16 protein-coding genes are annotated in these 18,119 nt (G+C 63.1%); 9 read left to right on the top strand and 7 right to left on the bottom strand.

Annotated elements, in window-relative coordinates; translation table 11 throughout:
• Positions 1-14 precede the first annotated feature (14 nt).
• From M1E07_RS20965 to M1E07_RS20950, 4 genes are all read right to left on the bottom strand, one after another.
• Positions 15-932 carry an alpha/beta hydrolase fold domain-containing protein gene (locus tag M1E07_RS20965; protein WP_461188517.1) on the bottom strand — a complete coding sequence of 306 codons (918 nt, stop codon included), beginning with the start codon at positions 930-932 and terminating at the stop codon, positions 15-17.
• 216 nt (positions 933-1,148) lie between these two features.
• Complete coding sequence (xylA, locus tag M1E07_RS20960; protein WP_461188516.1) at positions 1,149-2,336, bottom strand: xylose isomerase; 1,188 nt, start codon at positions 2,334-2,336, stop codon at positions 1,149-1,151.
• 123 nt (positions 2,337-2,459) lie between these two features.
• On the bottom strand, positions 2,460-3,191 hold the full coding sequence (locus tag M1E07_RS20955) for a polysaccharide deacetylase family protein (RefSeq protein ID WP_461188515.1): 732 nt from the start codon (positions 3,189-3,191) through the stop codon (positions 2,460-2,462).
• A 116-nt stretch (positions 3,192-3,307) separates the two neighbouring features.
• The gene (locus M1E07_RS20950; protein ID WP_461188514.1) at positions 3,308-4,333 is read right to left on the bottom strand and encodes a LacI family DNA-binding transcriptional regulator; all 1,026 of its coding nucleotides are present in this window, start codon (positions 4,331-4,333) and stop codon (positions 3,308-3,310) included.
• Positions 4,334-4,520: 187 nt separating this feature from the next.
• On the opposite strand from M1E07_RS20950, the gene M1E07_RS20945 reads away from it, so the two are divergent.
• The gene (locus tag M1E07_RS20945) at positions 4,521-5,687 is read left to right on the top strand and encodes an endo-1,4-beta-xylanase (RefSeq protein ID WP_461188513.1); all 1,167 of its coding nucleotides are present in this window, start codon (positions 4,521-4,523) and stop codon (positions 5,685-5,687) included.
• A 70-nt stretch (positions 5,688-5,757) separates the two neighbouring features.
• On the opposite strand, the gene M1E07_RS20940 is transcribed toward M1E07_RS20945, so the two are convergent.
• Positions 5,758-6,666: an aldose-1-epimerase gene (locus tag M1E07_RS20940; RefSeq protein WP_461188512.1), complete on the bottom strand. Its 909-nt coding sequence runs from the start codon at positions 6,664-6,666 to the stop codon at positions 5,758-5,760.
• Positions 6,667-6,696: 30 nt separating this feature from the next.
• On the bottom strand, positions 6,697-7,719 hold the full coding sequence (locus M1E07_RS20935; RefSeq protein ID WP_461188511.1) for a LacI family DNA-binding transcriptional regulator: 1,023 nt from the start codon (positions 7,717-7,719) through the stop codon (positions 6,697-6,699).
• 140 nt (positions 7,720-7,859) lie between these two features.
• On the opposite strand from M1E07_RS20935, the gene M1E07_RS20930 reads away from it, so the two are divergent.
• From M1E07_RS20930 to M1E07_RS20910, 5 genes are read left to right on the top strand one after another with little or no spacing between them, the layout of a single operon-like run.
• Positions 7,860-9,158: an extracellular solute-binding protein gene (locus M1E07_RS20930; RefSeq protein ID WP_461188510.1), complete on the top strand. Its 1,299-nt coding sequence runs from the start codon at positions 7,860-7,862 to the stop codon at positions 9,156-9,158.
• A gap of 8 nt (positions 9,159-9,166) precedes the next feature.
• Positions 9,167-10,120, top strand: a complete 954-nt coding sequence (locus M1E07_RS20925; RefSeq protein ID WP_461188509.1) for a carbohydrate ABC transporter permease — start codon at positions 9,167-9,169, stop codon at positions 10,118-10,120.
• The gene (locus M1E07_RS20920; protein ID WP_461188508.1) at positions 10,121-10,939 is read left to right on the top strand and encodes a carbohydrate ABC transporter permease; all 819 of its coding nucleotides are present in this window, start codon (positions 10,121-10,123) and stop codon (positions 10,937-10,939) included.
• A gap of 2 nt (positions 10,940-10,941) precedes the next feature.
• Positions 10,942-13,305, top strand: a complete 2,364-nt coding sequence (locus M1E07_RS20915) for a beta-xylosidase/alpha-l-arabinosidase (protein ID WP_461188507.1) — start codon at positions 10,942-10,944, stop codon at positions 13,303-13,305.
• A gap of 60 nt (positions 13,306-13,365) precedes the next feature.
• Positions 13,366-13,620, top strand: a complete 255-nt coding sequence (locus M1E07_RS20910; protein WP_461188506.1) for a hypothetical protein — start codon at positions 13,366-13,368, stop codon at positions 13,618-13,620.
• Positions 13,621-13,653: 33 nt separating this feature from the next.
• Here M1E07_RS20910 and M1E07_RS20905 read toward each other — a convergent pair whose 3' ends face one another.
• Positions 13,654-14,709 carry a LacI family DNA-binding transcriptional regulator gene (locus M1E07_RS20905; protein WP_461188505.1) on the bottom strand — a complete coding sequence of 352 codons (1,056 nt, stop codon included), beginning with the start codon at positions 14,707-14,709 and terminating at the stop codon, positions 13,654-13,656.
• A 233-nt stretch (positions 14,710-14,942) separates the two neighbouring features.
• On the opposite strand from M1E07_RS20905, the gene M1E07_RS20900 reads away from it, so the two are divergent.
• Genes M1E07_RS20900 through M1E07_RS20890 form a run of 3 tightly spaced genes read left to right on the top strand, consistent with a single transcriptional unit; the run spans position 14,943 to position 18,113 of the window.
• Positions 14,943-16,271: an extracellular solute-binding protein gene (locus M1E07_RS20900; protein ID WP_461188504.1), complete on the top strand. Its 1,329-nt coding sequence runs from the start codon at positions 14,943-14,945 to the stop codon at positions 16,269-16,271.
• Complete coding sequence (locus tag M1E07_RS20895; RefSeq protein WP_461188503.1) at positions 16,268-17,206, top strand: carbohydrate ABC transporter permease; 939 nt, start codon at positions 16,268-16,270, stop codon at positions 17,204-17,206. Before M1E07_RS20900 ends, M1E07_RS20895 begins: the two co-directional genes overlap by 4 nt.
• A gap of 1 nt (position 17,207) precedes the next feature.
• Complete coding sequence (locus M1E07_RS20890) at positions 17,208-18,113, top strand: carbohydrate ABC transporter permease (RefSeq protein WP_461188502.1); 906 nt, start codon at positions 17,208-17,210, stop codon at positions 18,111-18,113.
• Positions 18,114-18,119 lie beyond the last annotated feature (6 nt).

The raw sequence follows: 18,119 nt of genomic DNA, 5'->3' as shown, positions 1-18,119 counted from the left end.
GGGACGGTTCCGGGTCAGTGTTCTTGTGCCTGGCGGCGGAAGAAATCGATGGTGGCGGCGGTGGCCTGCTCCGCGGCGGCAGGGCTTTTGTCCGGAAGGGACCACATGTGGTCAGCGTCCTCGATCAGGAGGAGTTCGACGGCGGCACCCGCTCGTTCCAGCGCTTCTGCCAAGGTGATGGATTGGGCTGCGGGGACGTAACGGTCTGCCGTTCCGTGAACCAGGAGGAAGGGCGGGGAGTCCTTATGCACGTACGTGACGGGGCTGGCAGCGGCGGCCTTGTCCGGCGCGTCCGCTGGCTGGGTGCCGATGAGGAGCGCTTCCCGCGAGCCGGGGTCGTCAGCACGGGCGACGGCGTCGGGCCGGGCTTGTTCGCCCATCCGGTTCAGGTCGGTGGGCGGGTACCAGGCGGCGACTGCGGCGACGCTGTCGCCGGCATCGCTGGTTGGACCGTTGCCGGACTTGTTTGCAGCTTCGGCGGCAGAGTCCTGAAACTCTTCCATTCCCGCCGTCAGGCCCACCAGGCTGGCAAGGTGGCCACCGGCCGAATCGCCCCAGGCATAAATTCGCTCCGGGTCAACGTTGTATTCGGCCGCGTGCGCCCTGAGCCAGCGGACGGCGGCCTTCGCATCCAGCAGCTGGGCCGGGAACATTGCCGTGGCGCTGAGCCGGTAGTCAGCAGAAGCAACGATGAAGCCCGCGCTAACCAGTTGTTCGATGGGGCTGAGGCCAAAGCCGTCCACAGTAGGCCCCAGCGAGGACCGCCCGCCCGTCCGCCAGCCGCCGCCGTGGAAGTGGACCACCGCCGGGAATCCGATGCGTGGTGGCACCTGCCCGGGGACGTACAAATCGAGCAGCAGCGGGGTAGCACCGTCAGGTCGGGCGAACTCGATCCCCTGGAAAATCCGCCCCGCCGTCGTCGTCGACTCCATGTGTGTACCGCGCCGTTTCTATCCTGCGCGGCCTGTGTTCCGGACCACGTCTTGATCCAACTTTGGGGCATGGGGAGGGCGGGGTGCGCCGCGTCTTTCACTGAATGGAAAAGGGTTCGGGATGCTTTGCCAGTCCTGCCCCACGCAACTTCAGCACCCGCTCGATCAAGCGGGTGCTGAAGTTGCTGCGGGACCGGCAGCGAAGGGAAGGTCCGCTTAGCGTGCGTTGAGGAGGTGTTCGATGGCGAGCTGGTTGAGCCGGATGAAGGCGAAGGAGCGTTCGGCTGCCTTGTCGGCGTCGAAGTCCTCGAACGCGGTGGTGTCGTTGAGCAGGTCGGTGGCGGTTTCGCCCGCGGTGAGGGTGGTTTCGCCGAGTTCGAAGACGCCGGAGGCGGCGAGGGCTTCCTGGACCTGGGGGTCGGCGCGGAAGGCGAGGGCGCGTTCTTTCAGGAGCAGGTACATGGCCATGTTGGCTTTGGCTGATTCCCAGACGCCGTCGTACCCGTCGGTGCGGGAGGGCTTGTAGTCGAAGTGGCGCGGGCCTTCGTAGCGGGGGCCGCCGTTGGGGAAGCCGTTTTCGAGCAGGTCAACGGTGAAGAACGCGCTGGTGAGGTCGCCGTGGCCAAAGACGAGGTCCTGGTCGTACTTGATGCCGCGCTGGCCGTTGAGGTCGATGTGGAACAGCTTCCCGGCCCACAGGGCCTGGGCGATGCCGTGGGTGAAGTTCAGCCCGGCCATCTGCTCGTGGCCGGTCTCGGGGTTCAGTCCCACGATGTCGCCGTGCTCGAGCTGGGCGATGAAGGCCAGGGCGTGGCCGACGGTGGGCAGGAAGATATCGCCGCGGGGTTCGTTGGGCTTGGGCTCGAGCGCGATGCGCAGGTTGTAGCCCTTGTCCTTGATGTACGCCGCGGCGGTGTCCACGCCTTCGCGCATCCGGTCCAGGGCCGCGGCGAGGTCCTTGGAACCGTCGTATTCGCTGCCCTCACGCCCGCCCCACATCACGAAGGTTTCGGCACCGAACTCGGCGGCGGAATCGATGCTGCGCAGGACCTTGGACAGGGCGAAGCGGCGGATGGAGCGGTCGTTGGAAGTGAAACCGCCGTCCTTGAACACCGGGTGGCTGAAGAGGTTGGTAGTCACCATCGGGACCTTCAGCCCGGTCTCGGCCAGGGCTGCCTTGAAGTTCTTCAGGATCAGCTCCCGCTCCGAGGCCGTGGCCTCAAACGGGACCAGGTCATTGTCATGGAACGTGATGCCGTGCGCGCCCAGTTCGGCGAGCCGGTGCACAGCCTCCACCGGATCCAGGGCAGCACGGGTAGCAACACCGAACGGGTCAGCGCCGGTCCAACCAACAGTCCAAAGGCCAAAAGTGAACTTGTCGGCCGGGGTGGGGGAAAGAGTCATGATGCGTCCTTGCAGTCAGTAGAGCGAGGCCTAAGCGGCCCATTAGTTTATGGCTTGAACTATATCGGGATGTTGACGCTGGCGTCAACAGATCCGATGACGGAAGGCACCAGGCGCTGAGGTTCAGCCGCGACGTGCCGGCCGGTCGAAGCGCCATCCCTCGGACTTTAGTTCCGGAATAATCTGGTCGACTGCTTCGACGGTCTGGCTCCTGTCCCCGCCTCCGTCATGCAGGAGCACTACTCCTCCTGGCGTGATGCCCTCCCTCAGGCGGCGAACCAACTCAGCCGTTCCCGGCGGCTCCCAGTCACCCACCACGGTGGCCCAGCCGAGGGGTTGCATACCCATGTCAGCCGCAACCTCCGGGGTCTGGCCCCAGCTTCCATACGGCGCGCGGAAGTAACTGATCTTCGCCTCCGGAACCGCCTCGCGGATAACGGCACTGGTTTCTTCAAGATCAGCCCTGATGGCCTCGGCGCCCCACGTGCCCATGTTGTCGTGGTGCATCGTGTGGTTGCACAGCAGGTGGCCGGCGTCGGCAATCTGGCGGACAATCCCGGGGTGCTGCTTCACATGGTCTCCCCAGAGGCAGAACGTGGCCTTGACGTGGTGCTTTTCCAGCACGGCCAGCAGCTTGGGCGTGTTGACGGGATCGGGACCGTCGTCGAACGTCAGGCTGAGGTACTTGCCCTCGTGCCTGGTCGAATCGACGATCACGGGAGTCGCCTGGTCCGCTTGCGCAGGAGCTGCACCTGCAAGGCCTGCCGGGACAGTTGTGCCCAACGCCAGAACGGTGGCGGCCAGAGGGAGCGCAACCCTGCGCAATACTGCCGAACGGTCAAGGGGGTGATTCATGGCTACCTCATTGGAGTCGCAGGAATTTTCCGGTACTTTCCGGAACGCGCTCAGCGTAGGCTCGCCCTCAGTGCCACGTCAAGGGTGCGCCAGAACGAAGACTGGAGCACAAGGGATCAGCTGCGGGGCGGGGCTGTGCTCTCCCTGGCCACAAGCCTGGTGGAGAGTTCCACGCGGGGACTTTCAACGCCTTCGCCCTGCAGCATCCGAAGCACGGTGCGCGCGGCAAGTTTGCCCATCTCGGCCAGCGGCTGCCGGACAGTGGTCAGCGGAGGAGACGCCCAGCGGGCTTCCGGAAGGTCGTCAAACCCAACGACGCTGACGTCCTCGGGCACGCGCAGTCCCTTTTTTCGCACCGCCTCATACACTCCGAGGGCCATTTGGTCACTTGCGGCGAAGACGGCAGACGGCGGTTGGGCCAACTCAAGCAACCTGCACCCGGCGCGGAACCCGGACTGGTAGTCGAAGTCCCCCTCCACCACCAGCTCCGGATCAAAGGGGACGCCGGCCGCATCAAGGCCGGCGCGGTAGCCGTCGAGCCGGGCCCTGCTGCACCACAGGCCAGGTGTGCCCGCAACGAACCCGATCCGCCGGTGGCCAATTCCAGTGAGATGCTCCGTTGCACCCACAGCCCCGGTCCAGTTCGTTGCGCCTATCGTCGGGACGTCCAGGTCCGGGACACCCGCAGGGTCAACTACGACCGCAGGGACTTGCAGGCGCTGCAGTTCCGCGCGCAGGAAGGAATCGAGGTCCGTGGTGACAAGGATGGCCCCGTCACTCGCCCTGGCGCTGACATTATCCAGCCACTGCCGGGTGGAAGTTGGGCTTGTCTTGCGGTGGATAGCCGACACGACAGTGGACGCTCCCGCTTCGTTGGCGGCTTCCTCCACGCCGCGGATGATCTCCACCGCCCAGGGGCTGTCCAAGTCGTTGAAAACGAGGTCGATAAGGCCTGACCGGACATCCGGACGGATCCCCCGCCGCTGGTAGCCGTGGTCCCGCAGCAGGGCTTCGACCCGCTCGCGGGTCCGCGCGGAAACATCGCCCCTGCCGTTAAGCACGCGGGAAACAGTTGGCACTGATACCCCCGCTTCGGCCGCAATAGCCGAAATCGTGACTGCCGGGCGCTGGGTCTCGGGCACGCATTCCTCCTGGTCCGCTGCAAGTATAGGCCGTCCTGCGCATCACCAGTGGCGGCTTTTTCAGCAAAACCCTTGACGTGCTCTCCGAAACGCTCCTAATCTACAACAACCAAGTTCCGGAAGTTTCCGGAAGTGGTCCGGTCGGGAATTGTAAGCCGATCGGCTCGTACTCAAAGGAGAGCTTTAAATGAAGGTTGCACGAATAGTCGCTGCCGCCGTTATGGCGTCGGCGTTTGTCCTCCCCACGGCACTGCCTGCAGTTGCCGCCGGGAACGACAACCCGCAGCCCCCCGGCCTTGCCAAGCAGGACACCCTGCGCTGGGCCGCGCCGAAGGACGTCCGGATCGGCACTGCAATTGCCGGCGGAGGCCATCACGAGACGATGCCCTATGCCAACCCGTTCACTTCGGACCAGCAGTACCGCGAGGTCCTGGCTGCGGAGTTCAGCTCCGTTTCACCCGAGAACCAGGCGAAGTGGGAGTTCATCCACCCGCAGCGCGGTCAGTACCGCTTCGCCGAGATGGACGCAATCGTCGAGTTCGCCCAGCAGAACGGCCAGGTGGTCCGCGGCCACACGCTGTTCTGGCACAGCCAGAACCCCGCCTGGCTTGAGCAGGGCAACTTCAGCAAGGACGAACTTCGTTCCATCCTGAAGGACCACATCAGCACAGTTGTTGGCCGGTACGCGGGCAAGATCCAGCAGTGGGATGTTGCCAACGAGATTTTCAACGACAACGGAACCCTCCGGACCACGGACAACATCTGGATCCGGGAACTTGGTCCGGAGATCATCGCTGACGCCTTCCGGTGGGCCCACGAAGCCGATCCGAAGGCCAAGCTCTTCTTCAACGACTACGGCGTGGAAAGCATCAACCCCAAGAGCACGGCCTACGTCGGACTCATCTCCAAGCTCCTGGCCCAGGGCGTCAAGGTGGACGGCTTCGCCGTGCAGGGCCACCTCAGCACCCAGTACGGCTTCCCCGGCGACCTGCAGGCGAACCTTCAGCGCTTCGACGATCTCGGCCTGGAAACCGCCGTCACGGAGATCGATGTCCGCATGAACATCGCTGCCGGGACCAAGCCGACCGAAGAGCAACTGGCCAAGCAGGCCAGCTACTACCAGCGCGCACTCGAAGCCTGCCTGAACGTCGAGGACTGCAAGTCCTTCACCATTTGGGGCTTCAATGACAAGTACTCCTGGGTCCCTGTCTTCTTCGGCGGCGAGGGCGAAGCAACGGTGATGTGGGAGGACTACACCCGCAAGCCGTCGTACTACGCACTGCAGTCCACGCTCCTCAAGGCCAACCCGGGCGGAGAGCAGCGCGCCAGCCAGCACCCCGCCTACCAGCAGTAGCGCTACCGGCAGCAATACAGACAAGCAGCCCGGAACCACACGGTTCCGGGCTGCTTTTTGCATACTGCCGCTAACCCTCGACTGCGTGGATCCGGAACGTCAGGGAGTGTGACTGGCCGGGTTCCAGGACAGCAAGGTCCTGGCCGGAATTAAAGGCATCGGGCGGACAGGTCATGGGTTCAACAGCCAGGCCCTTCCGGCCGCGCAGCTCTCCTGAGTAGAGCTGCAGCCACGGGGCGTCGGTTCCTCTGGCCTCCACCACTGCTGAAAGCTTCAGGGCGGGGTTGCGCAGCATCACGTCCCATTTCCCCTCGGGGAGGTCTGTAAAGGCGTGATCGAGGGACTGTGAAGCCAGCATCCGGGCCTCGGAGAATTCAAAGTCCGTACCTGCGGTGTCGAGGAGGTCAGTGGGCTGGAGTTTTTCGTCCGTCAGGAGTACTTTGCCGGCCCGGAAGCTCAATTCACAGTTGTCGACCATCTCGCCGCCCACTGTGATGTAAGGGTGGAAGCCGCAGCCATAGGGGGCAGCCGCCGTGCCGCAGTTGGCGGCGTGAAGCTCGACCTTAAGCCCCCTGCCGGCGTCGAGCACGTAGCGCACTGAGAGCGCGAGCTGGAACGGGTAGCCCGGTTCTCCGTGCAGCAGATGCGTGAGTACCACTTCACTGTTCGAGCGTTGCTCCACCTGCCAGGCATTCCAGAGCGCCAGCCCATGCAGGGCACTGCCGGTAGAAGCCTCGTTTACCGGCAGCTCATTGCGCTGGCCGGCGAAGGTGTAGGCGCCCCCGGCCACCCGGTTGGGCCACGGCGTTAGCACCTTCCCCGCATAGGCGGGCGGCAGTTCATCATCCGGAAAGGGCAGCACAATGTCCTGGCCCTGGAATGACAGGCTTACGAGTCCGGCTCCTACGCTGGCGACAGTGGCTTTATAGTCCCCTGCCTCGAGGATGATCAGCTCTCCGTTGGGCCCCGCAATGGACATGGTGTTCCTTTCAGAAGACACTGCCCGCAACTAGTCGGGGCAGATTGCAGTACTTTGGCGGACAACAAGGGATGTTGCCAGGTCAAGGCGCAGGTTGTTGGGCCGCTCACCTTCCCGGAGCCGCAGGACCATCCGGGCCGCCTCTTCAGCCATTTCTATCAGGGGCTGGTGCACGGTGGTCAGCGCCGGGCTGGACCAGCGTGCCACCTGAAGGTCGTCATAACCCACGATGGACAGCTGGGCGGGGACGGAAATTCCCAGCTGGCGGGCTGCGTCCAGCACGCCGAGGGCCTGCAGGTCACTGCCGGCGAAGATGGCAGTAGGCCGCTGCTCCATTTGCAGCAGCTCAAGGGCATGCTTCCGGCCGCCGTCCACGTGGAAGTCACCGTATCTGATCAGGGCCCGGTCCATGGGGATGCCCGCGGTGTTTAGGGCGGAGCTGTAGCCGTCGATCCGGGCCAGGGAGCACATCATGTCCTCCGGACCGGAGATGGCGGCAATGCGCGTATGGCCGAGTTCGATGAGGTGGCGGGTGGCCATCATGCCTCCGGCCCAGTTGGCCGATCCCACCGAAGGCACATCGGGGGCAGGGTCACCTGCCGGGTCGATGATCACGAACGGGATGGAGCGGGCGTCCAGTTGCTGCCGGTACTCTTGCGGCAGATCGGAAAAGACGAGTACCACCCCGGCGGGCCGGCGTGCCATTACGCCCTCAATCCAATCCGTTCCGGGAGCATGCCTCGTGCCGCTCTCGGTGAGGATGACGCTCATGCCGTTCGCCTTTGCGACGTTCTCTACGCCTCTGATGATTTCCAGCGCCCAGGCACTCTCAAGCTCATGGAAGACAAGTTCCAGGAGTGCGGATTTGGACGCAGTGGTCTTGCGCCGCTTATAGCCGTGCTCCTCGAGGAGCTCCTCAACTTTCGAACGAGTTTTACGAGAAACGTCCGAACGACCGTTGAGAACCTTCGAAATAGTGGACAGCGATACGCCGGCTTCCTCCGCCAATTGGGCGAGGGTCACGCGCGCGTCGGACGATACTGGGCTGGACATGAGGACCAGCTTAGCCGGAGTTTTGCCCGTTGGTACTAAAAAATGTTGGCACCTTGCGCCTTCGGTGTAACGCAACTTACACTGGCAAACGTCAAATAACTTTCGATCAAAGTATCGAAACTTTCGAGAGGCGTTCGAAGATGAACAACCATGGATGGGTCGCCCGCGCTATTGCAGGCGGTGCGGCACTTGCCCTTGGCCTGACAATGGCAGGCTGCTCCGGCGAGTCCGGCGCGTCAAGCCGGCCGGAGAATGAACTTCACGTCGCCATGTACGGCGACGCAGGCAACGTAGTTGAACAGAAGATGATCGACGCCTTTAACGCTACCTCTGAGGTGAAGATTGTCCTCGACAAGATTCCGGGTGGCGAGTACCAGTCCAAGCTGCAGACGATCATGGACACCCCCACCGCACCGGATATCTTCTTCAACTGGGGCGGCGGCAGCATTAAGAGCTTTGTGGACGCCGACCTGGTGCTTCCACTGGACGACTTCATTAAGGAAGATCCGCAGCTGAAGGACGCCTTCCTGCCGTCTGTGTTTGAGACTGCGGTTATCGACGGCAAGGCATACGGGGTTCCTATGCGGGGCACCCAGCCGGTCATGCTTTTCAACAACTCCAAGGTCCTGGCCGACGCCGGGATCAGCAACCCGCCGGCCACGTGGGATGAACTGCTGGAGGACGTAAAGATCCTCAAGGACAAGGGCATCACCCCCATCGCCCTCGGTGCCGGCGACCGGTGGCCCACGCTGATGTGGTTTGAGTACCTTTACGACCGCGTTGCAGGCGAGGGTCTGTTCCAGAAGGCGCTGGAAGGGGACACCAGCGTCTGGGAATCGGAAGAAAGCCGCAAGGCCCTTGGCATGCTTCGCGAACTGGTTGACGCAGGGGCCTTCGGCACCAACTTCGATTCAGTGAAGTTCACCGACGGCGGTTCCCCCGCCCTTCTTGCCAGCGGCAAGGCCGGTTTTGAGCTCATGGGGTCGTGGGAGTACTCCACCCAGCAGAGCAATGATGCGAAGTTCGCCGCGGACGTCCTCGGCTACAGCGAGTTCCCGAAGATCGACGGTGGAAAAGGCGACGAGAACAACCTCGTTGGCAACACAAACAACTTCTACTCGATCCACAAAAACACGCGCTACCCGGAAGCCGCCCGCGACTTCCTGAAGCTCATGTACTCAGATCAGTTCGTGCAGGAGCAGGTAGCCATCGGTAACCTCCCCACCACCACAAACACGGAAAAGTTCCTCGACAAGGCGGCAGACCCTGAATACGCCAAGTACCAGTTCAACCTGGTGAAGGAAGCTCCGTCGTTCCAGCTCTCCTGGGACCAGGCATACCCGCCGGAAGCAACTGTCACCATCCTCACCGCCGTCTCCCAGTTCTTCAGTGGACAGATTGACGAAGACGGCTTCATCAAGGCCATGCAGAGCCTTTAGGAAAAATCATGACGACGACGCTTGCAAACCGCAGGCGCCCGGAACGTACGGGCGGCCCTGAAAAGGGCCGTCCGACACGTCGGGTCGGCTCCTCCTCGAGTCGCCCCGGCTTTGTCTGGGCCCTTCCTGCCACCATTTTCTTTGGGCTTTTCGCGCTGGTCCCGCTTGTTGCGGTGGCGGTGCTGTCCTTCACTTCGTGGAGCGGTCTCGGCGATCCTAAATTCGTGGGGCTCAAGAACTGGGAAGCCCTTTTTCAGGACCCGGTTATGCTCCAGAGCCTCTGGCTCAGCCTGCTGTTTATTGTGCTCGGCATCGTGACCCAGACTCCGCTGAGCATCCTGCTGGGCGTTTGGGCAGCCGGCAATCAGAAAAACCGCGCCATCCTCAGCGCCATCTACTTCGTTCCGCTGCTGTTGTCCTCCGCAGCGATTTCCGTCCTGTGGCGCGCCCTTCTTGACCCCAACTTCGGTATCCCCGGCCAGATGTCCTGGCTGTTTGGGGACGGCAACGTCCTGGGCACCCAGACCGGTGCCATTGCGGTGCTGATCTTCGTGGGCATGTGGCAGTTCACGCCGTTCCACACACTGATCTACCAGGGTGCCGCCCGCCAGATCCCGCCGGTCCTGTACCAGGCTGCATCGATCGACGGCGCCGGCACCGTCAGGCAGTTTTTCAGCATCACGCTGCCGCAGCTGAAGAACAGCATCGTCACGTCCGTGATCCTCATGGTGGTCGGCGGCCTGACGACTTTCGAAACAGTCCTCATCCTGACCAACGGCGGACCGGGAACCGGCACCACCATCACCGCTTTCCACATGTACCAGGAAGCCTTCCGGAGGTTCGATTTCGGCACCGGCAGCGCGATTGCGCTGGTGCTCGTGGTCATCTCCACCGCGATCTCCTTCGCTGTGGTCCGCGTTTCCGGGTACGACAAGATGCGCAGTTCCATGGAGGGGCTCTAAATGAAAACGCGTCCGAATTACCTCGCCGGCATCGGCGCCTTCATCTGGCTGGCCATCGTTGCTGTTCCGTTGTACGTCATGCTGTCTGCAACCTTCCAGACGCGTGCCGAGTTCGGCGACAACGGGCCGCTGTCCTTCCCCACCAGCTTTACCCTGCAGAACTACGTGGATGCCATCAGCAGCGGATTCGGCAGGTACTTCCTGAACACCGTTATCGTCACCCTTGGTGTGGTGGGCCTCGTCCTGCTGCTGGTGCCCCCGCTCAGCTATGCCATTGTGCGCAGCCAGAGCCGTGCCGCGTCGGCCATCTTCCGCCTGTTCCTGCTGGGCCTGGCGATTCCCGCCCAGGCTGTCATCGTTCCGGTGTTCTACCTGATCAACACGGTGGGCCTCTACGACAACCTGCTCGGCGTTATTCTTCCGACGGCAGCCTTCGCACTCCCGATCTGCACCATCATCCTCAGCGGCACCATGCGCGACATCACACCGGAGCTTTACGAGGCCATGGCCATGGACGGTGCTTCCCCCGCCCGTTCCTTCCTGCGTCTGGTACTGCCGTTGTCCAAAGGCGGCATGTCCACCATCGCCGTGTTCTCGGCACTCCAGGCCTGGAACGGCTTCCTCTTCCCGCTGATCCTGACGCAGTCTGAATCCACCCGTGTGGTCACCCTCGGCCTGTTCAACTTCCAGACGCAGTTCGGCGTCAACATCCCCGGACTTCTGGCGGCCGTGACCCTGTCCATGGTGCCGGTACTGCTCGCCTACCTCTTCGCGCGCCGCGCGCTTGTCCAGGGCCTCATGGGCGCTGGCGGAAAGTAATCATGACAGAAACCAAAACTCACAGCGCGCCGTGGCGCGACACCGCATCCACCCCCCAGGAGCGCGCTGACAGCCTGATTGCCGCCATGACGCTTCGGGAGAAAACCGCGCAGCTCTTCGGCATCTGGGTAGGTGCTTCAACGGAGGGCGGGGAAGTAGCCCCCCACCAGAATGAAATGAACCCGGCAGTGGACCTCGACGAGATCCTGCCGAACGGCCTGGGACAGCTGACCAGGCCGTTCGGCACCGCCCCCGTAGACCCGGCACTGGGTGCGTTGTCGCTCCAGCGGACCCAGCAGCGCATTGCCGCCGCCAACCGCTTCGGCATCCCGGCCCTGGTCCATGAAGAATGCCTGGCCGGCTTCGCCACCTGGCAGGCCACCGCCTACCCCGTGCCGCTCGCGTGGGGCGCCACCTTCAACGCCGAACTCATCCGTAGCATGGGCGCCAAGATTGGCGCCGACATGCGCTCGGTTGGCGTGCATCAGGGCCTTGCCCCCGTCCTCGACGTCGTCCGGGATGCCCGCTGGGGCCGTGTCGAGGAAACCATCGGTGAGGACCCTTACCTGATCGGCACCCTGGCCACCGCATACATTCAGGGCCTGGAAAGCAGCGGTATCGTTGCCACACTCAAGCACTTTGTGGGCTACTCGGCCTCAAAGGCAGGCCGGAACCTGGCCCCCGTCTCCGTTGGCGCCCGGGAATTGGCAGACGTCCTGCTTCCGCCGTTCGAGATGGCCGTCCGGGAATCCGGCGTCCGCTCCGTTATGCATGCCTACACCGACCTGGACGGTGTCCCTTCCGCCGCCGATGCTTCCCTCCTCACTGGCCTTCTGCGCGACACGTGGGGCTTCAGCGGCACCGTAGTGGCCGACTACTTCGGCATCGCCTTCCTGAAAAACCTGCACGGCGTTGCAGGGTCCCTCGGCGAAGCTGCAGCAGCCGCCCTGGCCGCCGGGGTCGACGTCGAACTTCCCACCGTGCACGCTTTCGGTGAGCACCTCATCGCCGAAGTCGAAGCCGGAACCGTTCCCGTCAGCCTCATTGACCGTGCCCTGCATCGGGTGCTCGTGCAGAAAATCGAACTGGGCCTGCTGGATGAGGACTGGTCAGCTGTTCCCCCTGCGCTGCAGAACGCCGATTTGCAGAGCACCGCGGGGCTGGAGGGCAGCATCACCCTGGACACTGAGGCCAACCGGAAGCTTGCTGCCCGGATTGCCGAACAGTCCATCGTCCTGGCCAGCAACAACGGGATCTTGCCGCTGCGCAATCCCGGACGCATCGCCGTCGTCGGGCCCAACGCCGACAACACCGGGGCGTTCCTCGGCTGCTACTCCTTCCCGGCACACGTCGGCGGGCAGCACCCGGACGTCCCGGTTGGCATCGAACTGCCCACCGTGGCGCAGGCCCTGCGGGCCGAATTCCCGGACAGCCCCATCACGGTAGCGGCCGGCTGCTCCATCGACGGCCCATCCACCGAGGGATTTGACGACGCCGTTGCTGCCGCCGGCGACGCCGACGTGGTCATCGCCGTGATGGGCGACCGCGCCGGCCTGTTCGGCCGGGGAACCAGCGGTGAAGGCTGCGACGTGGAATCCCTGGTGCTCCCGGGCGTCCAGCAGCAGCTGCTGGACCGGCTGATTGCAACCGGCGTCCCCGTGGTGCTGGTACTCCTCACCGGCCGCCCCTACGCCGTGGGATCCGCTGCCGAAAAGGCCGCCGCAATCGTACAGGCATTTTTCCCCGGCGAGGAAGGCGGGCCGGCCGTGGCGAAGATCCTCAGCGGCAGCGTCAACCCCAGCGGCCGGCTGCCCGTAAGCATCCCCGCCCGGCCGGGAGCCCAGCCATCGTCATACCTGGCCTCCCCGCTGGCCCAGGCCAGCAGTGTTTCCAACATCGATCCTGCCGCCGCCTACCCCTTCGGCCACGGCCTCAGCTACACCACCTTTGAATGGAGCGGCCTGGCACTGGAGGGGCCCTCGACCGTCGCGATGGATGGTGCGGTGAAGGCCGGCATCACCGTCACGAACACCGGAGACCGTGCCGGCGTCGAGCTCGTCCAGCTGTACCTCCACGATCCCGTGGCCTCAGTGGTCCGCCCCGTGCAGAAGCTGGTGGGGTATGCCCGCGTGCCGCTTGAGGCGAAAGCTTCGGCGCGGGTTTCCTTCACGGTGCCGGCCGACGTCGCGTCGTTCACCGGCCGGGATGGCAAACGGATCGTCGAGGCTGGCGACCTGGAACTCCGGTTCGGGGCTTCCAGCGGGGATATCCGCCTGCGGGCCAACTTCCAGCTGACAGGTGAAACACGCATCGTTGACCACACCCGCAGGCTGCACTGCGATGTCACGGTGGAACCAGGCAACTGAGATAAGACGCAGGCGGCCGTGCCCTTCGCACGGCCGCCTGCAACCCCTGAAAGGAATTCCATGGGAACGCCGCACTGCCTGACCGTCCTTGCCACCACCAGATCCGAGGCTGATGACAAGCTGAACGTCTCCATCCAACAGCTTCGGGCCCTGGCTCAGGAAAACCCCGTGCGGGGCATCCTCGTCACCAGGCGCGGCCCGGGCCGCTTTACTGTCGAACTGAACGATCAGGTGCCCTATGGGGAGACGTGGGAATCCGTACAGCTCACAGCCCTTGATGGTGAAGCCCCGTCTCCAGCCGCGAAAGGTAACTGAACAAGCCCATAAGTGGAGAGGGCCTTCGTAATCTCATCCCATGGAAGCGCCGGTGAGCGGGGCTGTCGAGTCCCGGACGATAAGCTGGGTGGCGAGTTCCACACGGTGGGAATCGAGCACCTCTCCCCGTGCCTGGCGCAGGAGCGACCGCAACGCTGCCCGCCCCATCTCCTCCAGCGGCTGAGCTACGGAACTTAGCGCCGGGACGGACTCCTCGCCCTGTTTTGTTCCGTCGAAGCCGATAAGGCTGATGTCTTCCGGAACCCGGATACCGTGACGGCCTGCTTCGCCGAGAACACCCAGGGCGATGCTGTCACTTCCGGCAAAGATGGCCGTAGGGCGCTGGTCGAGCTGGAGCAGCGCCTTGAGCCCGGTGATCCCACTTTCGCGGCGGAATTTGCCGCCGGAAATAATGTACTGAGGCTCTACGGGAACGCCCTGGGCCATCAAAGCAGCCATATACCCGTGCAGCCGTGCCTGGTTGCATTCAGCCCCCGGTATCCCGCCAATGTAGGCGATGCGCCGATGCCCCAACTCGAGAAGGTGTTCTGTCGCGGCCTTGCCGCCGGCCCAGTTGGTCGCTCCTACGCTGACCACATCGGCTGAGGGCGGATTGAGTGGGTCGATGACGACGACGGGAATGTGGCGGCGCCGGAACGCATGCAGTTGCGCCTCGCTGAAAGCAGACGTCACCACAATCATCCCCGCCCTGCCCTCGTCCATCATTCGCTGGGCGCGGCGCTCCGGGCCTCGGGGGCTCGAAGGTGCCGGACCCGTGACGCTCAACATGATCTCAACATCGGCACCCGCCGCGAACTGCAGTACCCCGTTGAGAACCTCAATCATGTAGGCGGAGTCAAGCACGTCAATGACCACCTCAACGACGGTCCCTGCCTCCGCAGCGGATCGGCGCTGCAGGGGGGACTGGTACCCCGCCTGCTCCAGGGCAGCCAGTATTCGTGCCCGCGTTTCCGGCGCTACATCTTCACGCCCGTTGACCACCTTCGAGACCGTAGGCGCCGATACGCCGGCCTGCCGCGCCACAGACGCGAGTGTCGGCTTGGCCCGCTCCGGCATCTTCACGACCATAAGTTCGCAACCTTTCGAAAGTTTTCGTAGGTTTCATTGTTCCCATGCAGGATGCGGGCGGTCAAGGGTGGGAAAAATCGTCCGGTAAAAAACTTCGAGCGAGCTATTGACCTCTAGCTGCTGGCGCCTTTAGTTTAGACCGTGACCTAAATCACGCGTTCGAAATCTTTCGAAACTGCGGGCAGACCTCACACCCTAACCGTTGCAAAGAAGCAATTTCAGATGGAGAAGCAATGAAGCAACCCCAGACCTCCCGCCGCTCTTTCCTCGCCCTTGCCGCCCTTACTCCCTTCGCCGCCATGACGGCCACTGCCTGTGGGACGTCGGGACCCGGCACCTCCAGTGCCGGCGGCGGCGCCAGCATGTGGTACCTGTCCGGGGAACCGAACCAGACCACCATGCAGAAGGCGGTGGACACCTTCACTTCGGCAAACCAGGACAACAAGATCGAAGTGACCTACTTCCAGAACGATGCATACAAAACCAAGATCAAAACCGCGATCGGCGCCGGCCAGGCCCCAACCATCATCTACGGCTGGGGCGGCGGCACCCTGAAGACCTATGCCGAGGCCAACCAGGTAGACGACCTGACCGGCTGGTTCGATGAGAACCCGGACGTGAAGGACAAGTTCTTCCCGGCCTCCTTCGGTGCAGCAACCGTGAACGGGAAGATCTACGCGGTGCCCAACCAGTACGTGGCCCCGATCGTCCTGTTCTACAACAAGGAACTGTTCGAAAAGGCGGGCGTCCAGCCGCCCAAGACCTGGGACGACGTCATGTCTCTGGTCAAAACCTTCAACGGCATGGGAGTGGCACCCTTCTCCCTCGGTGGACAGTCACGCTGGACGTCCATGATGTGGCTTGAATACCTGCTGGACCGCATCGGCGGCCCTGCGGTCTTTACCGCCATCTTCGAAGGCAAGCCCGATGCCTGGCTGGATCCCGCCGTGATTGAGACCGGCACCAAGATCCAGGAGCTCGTCTCGGCAGACGGTTTCATCAAGGGTTTCTCCTCCATCGCCGCAGACTCCAATGCAGACCAGGCACTGCTGTTCACCGGCAAGGCAGCCATGATGCTGCATGGTTCATGGACCTACGGTGCGATGAAGAAGGGTGGCCAGAACTTCGTCCAGGACGGCAAGCTGGGCTTCGTCCAATTCCCCACCGTTGCCGGCGGCAAGGGCGACCCGAAGAACGGCGTGGGCAACCCTGCCCAGTACATGTCGATCTCCTCCAAGGCCACCGACAAGGAAAAAGAAACGGCGAAGAAGTTCTTCAAAGACGGCATCCTGACCGAAACAGTCATTGATACCTACATCAATTCCGGATCCGTTCCCATCGTTAACGGCATCGAGGACAAGCTCAATACGTCTGCGGACAAGGACTTCCTGAACTTCGTCTACGACCTGGCCAAGAACGCCCCGAGCTTCCAGCAGTCGTGGGACCAGGCCCTGAGCCCCACGGCCGCCGAAGCCCTGCTGAACAACATCGACCAGCTGTTCCTGAAGTCCATCACGCCGCAGCAGTTCGCCGAGAACATGAACGGCACGCTCGGAAAATGAGTAACGCCGTCTCCACCGCCCGCAGGACTGCCGTCCCCGCCAGAACTGACGCCGGGCACAGCGGGCAGCGTAATGCTGCCCTGGCATGGCTGACACTGCCGGCTTTGTTCTTCTTCCTGGTTTTCGCCGTCGTGCCGCTGGCCGGTGTCCTTATCCTGAGCTTCACCAGCTGGGACGGCATCGGTGCCATCGGGTCAGCGGGCATGAGCAACTGGTTCTCGGTGCTGGCGGACCCCGGGCTGTACAACGCCTTGGGACTGACCTTCCTGATCATGATCGCCTCCTGGCTGGTCCAGACTCCGATCAGCCTCCTCCTGGGAGTCTTCACGGCCGGAAGCCAGCGTTACCGTGCCGCCCTGGCGGTGCTGTACTTCCTGCCTTTGCTGCTCTCATCGGCAGCAGTGGCCATCGCCTTCAAGGCCCTGCTGGACCCAAACTTCGGCCTGGCCACGGGCCTGGGCCTGCCCTTCCTGGCCCAGGACTGGCTGGGCGTCCCGCACCTTGCCCTGGGTTTGGTGGTCTTCGTGATTGCCTGGCAATTCGTGCCGTTCCATACGCTCATCTACCAGGGCGGCGTGCGGCAGATCCCCAAGTCGCTCTACGAAGCGGCAGAGATCGACGGAGCGGGAACGATCAAGCAGTTCTTCCACATCACGCTCCCCCAACTGAAGTACACCATCATCACCTCGTCCACCCTGATGGTGGTCGGATCGCTGACGTACTTCGACCTGATCTTCGTCCTCACGGGCGGGGGGCCGGGAAACTCCACGCGGATCCTGGCCCTGGACATGTACCTGCGGGGTTTCCGGGCCAACCTGATGGGCCCGGCAAGCGTCATCGCCGTCATTCTCGTACTCATCGGCCTTGCTCTTGCCTTGTTCCTCCAGCGCCTTGGAGGCAAGGACAAGCAGGGCAGCCAATTGGAAGGTATGTAGGGTGAGCACCGTCCTGAAAAGCAGCGCGGAGGAAACTCCCACGCGTTCCCGAACCAGCTCCACCACCGTCCAGCGGGGGTTTGGTTCCCGGATGAGGCGGCTGAATATCCCGGCAGGCCTCGCAGGCTGGATCTGGCTCGCCATCATCATCATCCCGGTCTACTACGTCGTCATCACCAGCCTGAAGACGCAGGAGGGCTACTTCGGCCAGAATCCGCTAGCCTTGCCGGCATCACCCACCCTGGAAAATTACCAGCTGGTGCTTGAGGCCGACTTCGCGAAGTACTTCATGAACAGCACGATCGTCACGCTCGGGGCAGTTATCCCGACGGTTCTGATCTCCTTTATGGCCGCGTTTGCCATCGTGCGGGGCAAGGGCAGGTTCCTGAAGCTGGTCAATGGCATGTTTTTGATGGGACTGGCCATCCCGTTGCAGGCGACGATCATCCCCATTTACTTGATGATCATCCGGCTCAACCTGTACGACAGCCTGCTGGCACTCATGCTTCCCTCCATTGCCTTTGCCATCCCGTTGACAGTACTGATCCTGTCCAACTTCATCCGCGATGTCCCGAACGAGCTGTTCGAGTCGATGCGGCTGGACGGCTGCAGTGAATGGCAGACCATGTGGCGGCTTGCCCTGCCGCTGACCCGCCCCGCGATCGTGACCGTCGCCATCTACAACGGCCTGCACGTCTGGAACGGCTTCCTGCTTCCGCTGGTCCTCACCCAGAGTCCCGGCCTGCGCGTCCTCCCCCTGGCTTTGTGGACATTCCAGGGCGAGTACAGCGTCAACATCCCTGCCGTTCTCGCTTCGGTGGTGCTCAGCACCCTGCCAATCCTGGTGCTTTACGTGATCGGCCGGCGCCAATTGCTCGCCGGGCTCACCGCCGGCTTCAGCAAGTAACCAGGA

The organism is Arthrobacter sp. Z4-13, from assembly GCF_054792705.1.
This window is presented reverse-complemented; position numbering and strand designations above follow the sequence as displayed.

Bases quoted from the DNA above. Each gene is read 5' to 3' on its own strand.
- M1E07_RS20905 (WP_461188505.1), bottom strand. From the start codon at position 14,709: ATGGTCGTGAAGATGCCGGAGCGGGCCAAGCCGACACTCGCGTCTGTG.
- M1E07_RS20915 (WP_461188507.1), top strand. From the start codon at position 10,942: ATGACAGAAACCAAAACTCACAGCGCGCCGTGGCGCGACACCGCATCC.
- M1E07_RS20895 (WP_461188503.1), top strand. From the start codon at position 16,268: ATGAGTAACGCCGTCTCCACCGCCCGCAGGACTGCCGTCCCCGCCAGA.
- M1E07_RS20910 (WP_461188506.1), top strand. From the start codon at position 13,366: ATGGGAACGCCGCACTGCCTGACCGTCCTTGCCACCACCAGATCCGAG.
- M1E07_RS20920 (WP_461188508.1), top strand. From the start codon at position 10,121: ATGAAAACGCGTCCGAATTACCTCGCCGGCATCGGCGCCTTCATCTGG.
- M1E07_RS20955 (WP_461188515.1), bottom strand. From the start codon at position 3,191: ATGAATCACCCCCTTGACCGTTCGGCAGTATTGCGCAGGGTTGCGCTC.
- M1E07_RS20945 (WP_461188513.1), top strand. From the start codon at position 4,521: ATGAAGGTTGCACGAATAGTCGCTGCCGCCGTTATGGCGTCGGCGTTT.
- M1E07_RS20935 (WP_461188511.1), bottom strand. From the start codon at position 7,719: ATGTCCAGCCCAGTATCGTCCGACGCGCGCGTGACCCTCGCCCAATTG.
- M1E07_RS20930 (WP_461188510.1), top strand. From the start codon at position 7,860: ATGAACAACCATGGATGGGTCGCCCGCGCTATTGCAGGCGGTGCGGCA.
- xylA (WP_461188516.1), bottom strand. From the start codon at position 2,336: ATGACTCTTTCCCCCACCCCGGCCGACAAGTTCACTTTTGGCCTTTGG.
- M1E07_RS20940 (WP_461188512.1), bottom strand. From the start codon at position 6,666: ATGTCCATTGCGGGGCCCAACGGAGAGCTGATCATCCTCGAGGCAGGG.
- M1E07_RS20900 (WP_461188504.1), top strand. From the start codon at position 14,943: ATGAAGCAACCCCAGACCTCCCGCCGCTCTTTCCTCGCCCTTGCCGCC.
- M1E07_RS20965 (WP_461188517.1), bottom strand. From the start codon at position 932: ATGGAGTCGACGACGACGGCGGGGCGGATTTTCCAGGGGATCGAGTTC.
- M1E07_RS20925 (WP_461188509.1), top strand. From the start codon at position 9,167: ATGACGACGACGCTTGCAAACCGCAGGCGCCCGGAACGTACGGGCGGC.